The sequence below is a fragment of the Mycobacterium sp. genome (genome assembly GCF_051006775.1).
Classification (GTDB): domain Bacteria; phylum Actinomycetota; class Actinomycetes; order Mycobacteriales; family Mycobacteriaceae; genus Mycobacterium.
Map to the genome: position 1 here is coordinate 1 of NZ_JBPCSX010000073.1, position 4,541 is coordinate 4,541.

General features: G+C 64.2%; 5 protein-coding genes. 3 read left to right on the forward strand and 2 right to left on the reverse strand.

Annotated features, from left to right (window positions below; all coding sequences use genetic code 11):
• The coding region (locus ACR2JI_RS05725; RefSeq protein WP_526388930.1) for an MFS transporter at positions 1–401 on the reverse strand (401 nt) is incomplete at its 3' end.
• Between the two features lie 188 nt (positions 402–589).
• On the opposite strand from ACR2JI_RS05725, the gene ACR2JI_RS05730 reads away from it, so the two are divergent.
• The 3 genes from ACR2JI_RS05730 (at position 590) to ACR2JI_RS05740 (ending at position 3,879) form a co-directional block, all read left to right on the forward strand.
• The gene (locus tag ACR2JI_RS05730) at positions 590–2,110 is read left to right on the forward strand and encodes an SLC13 family permease (protein ID WP_526388932.1); all 1,521 of its coding nucleotides are present in this window, start codon (positions 590–592) and stop codon (positions 2,108–2,110) included.
• 146 nt (positions 2,111–2,256) lie between these two features.
• A complete protein-coding gene (locus tag ACR2JI_RS05735; RefSeq protein ID WP_526388934.1) occupies positions 2,257–3,123 on the forward strand; it encodes a hypothetical protein in 867 nt (288 codons plus the stop codon).
• Positions 3,124–3,483: 360 nt separating this feature from the next.
• Entirely contained in the window at positions 3,484–3,879 is a 396-nt protein-coding gene (locus tag ACR2JI_RS05740) for an SDR family NAD(P)-dependent oxidoreductase (RefSeq protein ID WP_526388936.1), read from the forward strand.
• Positions 3,880–3,882: 3 nt separating this feature from the next.
• Here the strand turns inward: ACR2JI_RS05740 and ACR2JI_RS05745 are convergent, their stop codons facing one another.
• Positions 3,883–4,323 carry a cupin domain-containing protein gene (locus tag ACR2JI_RS05745; RefSeq protein ID WP_526388938.1) on the reverse strand — a complete coding sequence of 147 codons (441 nt, stop codon included), beginning with the start codon at positions 4,321–4,323 and terminating at the stop codon, positions 3,883–3,885.
• Positions 4,324–4,541: the final 218 nt, after the last annotated feature.

The window sequence follows — 4,541 nt, forward strand, 5'->3', positions numbered from 1 at the left end:
GCCACCACACCGGATTCCGCGCCGAGGGCCAGCCCCTGGACGATGCGCAGCGCCACCAGCAGCGCCGCCGCCCACGGCCCGATCGAGGACGCCGTGGGTGCCAGTCCGATGAGCAGGCTGGTGCCCGCCATGATCAGCACGGTCATGGTCATCGCTGCCCGGCGGCTCATCCGGTCGGCAAGCCTGCCCAGAGTGAGACTGCCGACGGGGCGGGCGAAGAAGCCCAGCGCGAAGACTGCGAAGGTCTGCAGAAGCGCCGCGACCGGGTCGCCCTTGGGGAAGAACTGGTGGCTGAAGAACACCGCGAAGGTGGCGTAGACGCTCCAGTCGTACCACTCCATGACATTTCCGACGCCGCCCGCGAGGGCGGCACGGCGGCGTGCGGACGATGCTGTCGGCATCAACTCTCCCTAGTCGATGTGGGAACGGCCGGATTCCGGGCTGCGGTCTCGCCAACAGGCGCAATCGCAAAACCGCCGTGGCGACTAATCTACTGTTCGCAGTAATCAGCCAACGGAAGAAACGAGGAGACCGTGCGCGGACGCGTCCCCGTGGGGCCGCTTCTCGAGGCGACCATGCTCATGGACCTGTGAGCCCACGAGGGCTGGCGGACGCCCTGGCCCCACACTGGGTGGTGTTCGCCGTTCTCGGCGCAATCTTCGCCGTCATGGTGATGATCGCGGCGTTGCGCCGGGGCCACGCCGACGACGGGACCGTGCCGGTGAGCACAGTCGTCGGCTGGGTAACCGTCTTCCTGGTACCGCCGATGGTGGGAATCGCGGTGCGGATCGCGGGGTTCGGCGTCCCTGCGGCGCTCTTCACCTCGTTTCTGGCCGCGGTGGTCCTGCTGTGGGTGTTCAGCCTGGTCGAGGAGTTTGTGCCAGCACTGGTCGCCGTAGTGGCCGCGCTGTTCGTGGGTTTGGCGCCACCGAACGTCGCATTGGCCGGATTCTCCTCGCCGACCCTGCTTCTGCTGCTCGGGGTTTACGCACTATCGGCGGTGATCAGCAGTTCCGGATTGAGCTATCGGCTGATGCTGCGACTGCTGCTGCTGCTGCCCGATAAGCCGTTCTGGCAGCAGTTCACGCTGTTCGGCTACGGCTACGCGATATCGCCGATGATGCCGTCGACGAACACCCGAGTCTCCCTCCTGATGCCGATGTATCAGGACATGGTGACGGCCCTTCGGCTGCCGAAACGGGGTCCGGCGATCACCGCACTTCTGGCCGCGATGTTCGGCGGAGCGGTCATTATCGGCCCGATGATGGTCACCAGCAAGTCGGCGAATATTGCCGCGCTGACCCTGTTACCGGCGCAGACCCAGGCCGAATTCAACGGCCTTTTCTGGTTGGTTGCCGCCGCCGTCGCGGCGGTTGGGATGACTACTGTCCACCTGGCGGTTCTGCCTCGGCTGTTCCCGATCCGCGATCAGGCGGCCCTGCCGAGGGCGGAGATTCGCGACCAGCTCGCCGACCTGGGTCCGACCCGTCCGGCGGAATGGATCGCCGCCGGCGGATCGCTGTTCTTCCTGATCGGATGCGCGACGGTCTCCTGGCATCACGTCATGCCGGCATATCTGGCCGGCTACGTGCTGCTGGCGCTCCTGCTCTCGGGGACATTGCTGCGCAAAGACTTTCGGAACCAGATCGACTGGCCGATGATCTTTTTCCTACTCGGTGCCGACAGCTTGATCCGCATCATGAACTACCTGGGACTCGACCGGGCACTGGCCCGGATAACGGGGCAGGTCTACGGCTTCGTGTCAGGCAGTCTCGGACTGTTCATACTCGCCGCACTGATCACCACACTGGCGATCCGGTTGGCCGTCCCGGTGATACCGGGCATGCTGACCTCGGTGACGGTGCTGCTGCCGGTCGCCGCCACCCAGGGCATCAACCTGTGGATCGCTGTGTTCTGCGCAGCAGTCTTCAGTGACATCTCCTTCTTCCGCTATCAGGGCAGCAACGGAATCCTCCAGTTCCAGTCGGCGGGTCTTTTCGACGAGGTCGATGAGCGCGGCTTCCTGCGCTACCACATGCTGATGAACGCGGCGCGGGTCGCGGTCGTCTACGCCTCGATCCCCTGGTGGAGTTGGCTGGGCCTGTTATGAAAAAGCTCTGGCGCAATCTACTCATCGGCGGGTTTCTTGCTTGGTTCATCTTGCTGCTCGGCAATTTCAACGCCACCAAACCGCGTATCCTCGTTCTTCATTCGGAATACCAGAACTCTTTATGGGCTACCGAGATGGATAAAGGAATGCGGAATGCCCTGAAGGACAACCGCAGACCTCTCAGTATCGAGTGGAACTACCTGGGCCTCAATCTGCCGGAAACGGCACGCAGCACTGACGCTGCGATAGCCGAGGCACAGCGTGCAATCAGCCGTACCAAACCGGATGTGTTGATCGCGGTCGGTGATGAGGCCAACGATCTGGTGGCCCGCAACTACATCGGCCGTAAGACACCTCGGATCCTCTATGTAGCCATCGACCGTCCGCCGGCCGACTACGGCTACCCCGGTGCCCCGAACGTCTCCGGTATCGCCAACAACCGGCCCTGGGCTGCCGTCCGTGATGCAGTCGCAACGATGTTCGCCGATCGCCCCGCCACCATGGCCGTCATCGGCGCAAAAAGCGAAGCCGGCGAGGCCCAATTGGCCCAGATCAGCACCTTCGACTGGGGTCCGGTGCGCCTGGGACGATCCGCTCTCGTATCGACGGCGCCGGCCTGGCGCGAGGCGGTTGGGGCAGCCGCCACAGCCGACATACTCCTGGTCACCACGATCCGGGACCTGCCCGAGGCGGACGGGACCACGGTGAGCGGGGCCGACTTGGTGCGCTGGACCCAGCAGAACTCTCGGCCGCTGCCCATCGGCAATGAGGTGGAATTCGTCACCGATGGCGGTGCACTGAGCCTGTCCCCTCCGCCGGACAGCTACGGCAAACAGGCCATCGCCCTGGCACTGGACTGGCTCGACGAACGCCGGACCCCCGGTCCGCCGGCGCCGGTATCCTCGGACCACTTCGAGGTTGCGATGCGGCAGGGACTACTAGCCCAGCGGGGGCTGTCACTGCCCGCGATCTATCCGGAAGCAGCGCGGGAGAACGGCACACTTTTCCCCTGACCCACCCGCATGTCGGACTCAGTCCGGTTCTGACCTTCTCCCGCCTATGTAGCAGCTATTGCCGCTCTCCATCAGCAAGATAATGCCGGATTGCGTAGCAGGTCGATGAATGGCAGCCGGTCATCATTTTCGTACAAGAAGACTCTGTTGATGAACCCGAACGGCCACCCTCCACTTCCTGTCTCACTGTGTGCAGCAGGTTCGAACGGCACACTGTTTTTCGCTCGCATCCACCAATCGGTGGACAACCGCTTCCACCTACGCAGGGTCCACCCGGCTGACCCGGTCCGCCGGCCCCGCCCGCGATAGTCGAAGCATGACGAATTCACTGCTCGAGCGCGAGACCGACGTGGACCCGTCATGAAGAAACGGGGCCATGGCGTCATTCTGCTGATGGGTTCGGATCAGTCGCTCGTCGGCAAGGGCCGAAGCTCGGTCTACGGACTAACCAAGGGTGCGATCGGTCAACTGACCAAGAGCGCCGCGATCGACTACGCCCCGCACGGAATCCGGGTCAACTGCCTCTGCGCGGGAACCACCGACACGCCCTTGTTACACGGGGCGATCGAACGTTATCACCGGCTCAGCGGGATCCCCACCGCGGAGATCCGTGAGGGCCTCGATACGGCTCAGCCGATACCCCGTGTCGCGACTCCCGAGGAGATCGCGAAAGTCGCGGTCTTCCTGCTCTCGGAGGAGAGTTCCTACATCACCGGGGCACTGATCGCCGCGGACGGCGGGTACACCGCGCAATAGGTCTCAGTCGGCGAGACTGAAGTCGGCGAAGTCGAAACCCGGCACCACGACACAGCTGACCTGACTCGGCTCCTCACCCAGCGGTCGGGCTCGTTGCCAGTGCCCTGGCGGCACCAGAATCTGCGGCTGCTCGCCGGCATCGATATCCGGACCCAATTGCATACGTGTGGTGCTCTCCAACCCTTCGCCGATCTCCAGTTCCAGCGGACTGCCGCGGTGATACATCCACAGTTCCGCGCTGCGCACCGCGTGCCACGCTGACTGCTGGCCCGGCATCAAGACGAAAAGGATCGCGGTTCCCGCACTGCGTGGTCCGTCGTAGTGATCGGGAAGAGCAGGGGACCTCAGCGTCACCTCGCTGCGCCACGTTTCGCGAAACCAGCCGCCCTCGGGGTGGGGCGCGAGATCGAGTCGCCGGACCCAGGCTGGGATTTCGTCCGTCACCGCTGGCCTTCCGCTGGAGAACGACGCCACGGTGACGCTACCGGTGACGCCCGATAAGGGGAACAGTTTCCATCCTGACGCGCGCAACCTAGTTGGCTGGAAACCACCGGCCGTCGTAGAGCGTGCCGATGATGGCGATGTCGCCGAGTCGTGCCGGGTCCACCGCGTAGGGGTCGTCAGCGAGCACGGTGAAGGTGGCAGTCTTGCCGGGGGTGATG

What these genes read in the sequence shown, in the direction of transcription:
- ACR2JI_RS05740 (WP_526388936.1), top strand. Translation starts at nt 3,484, where the DNA reads ATGAAGAAACGGGGCCATGGCGTCATTCTGCTGATGGGTTCGGATCAG.
- ACR2JI_RS05735 (WP_526388934.1), top strand. Translation starts at nt 2,257, where the DNA reads ATGCGGAATGCCCTGAAGGACAACCGCAGACCTCTCAGTATCGAGTGG.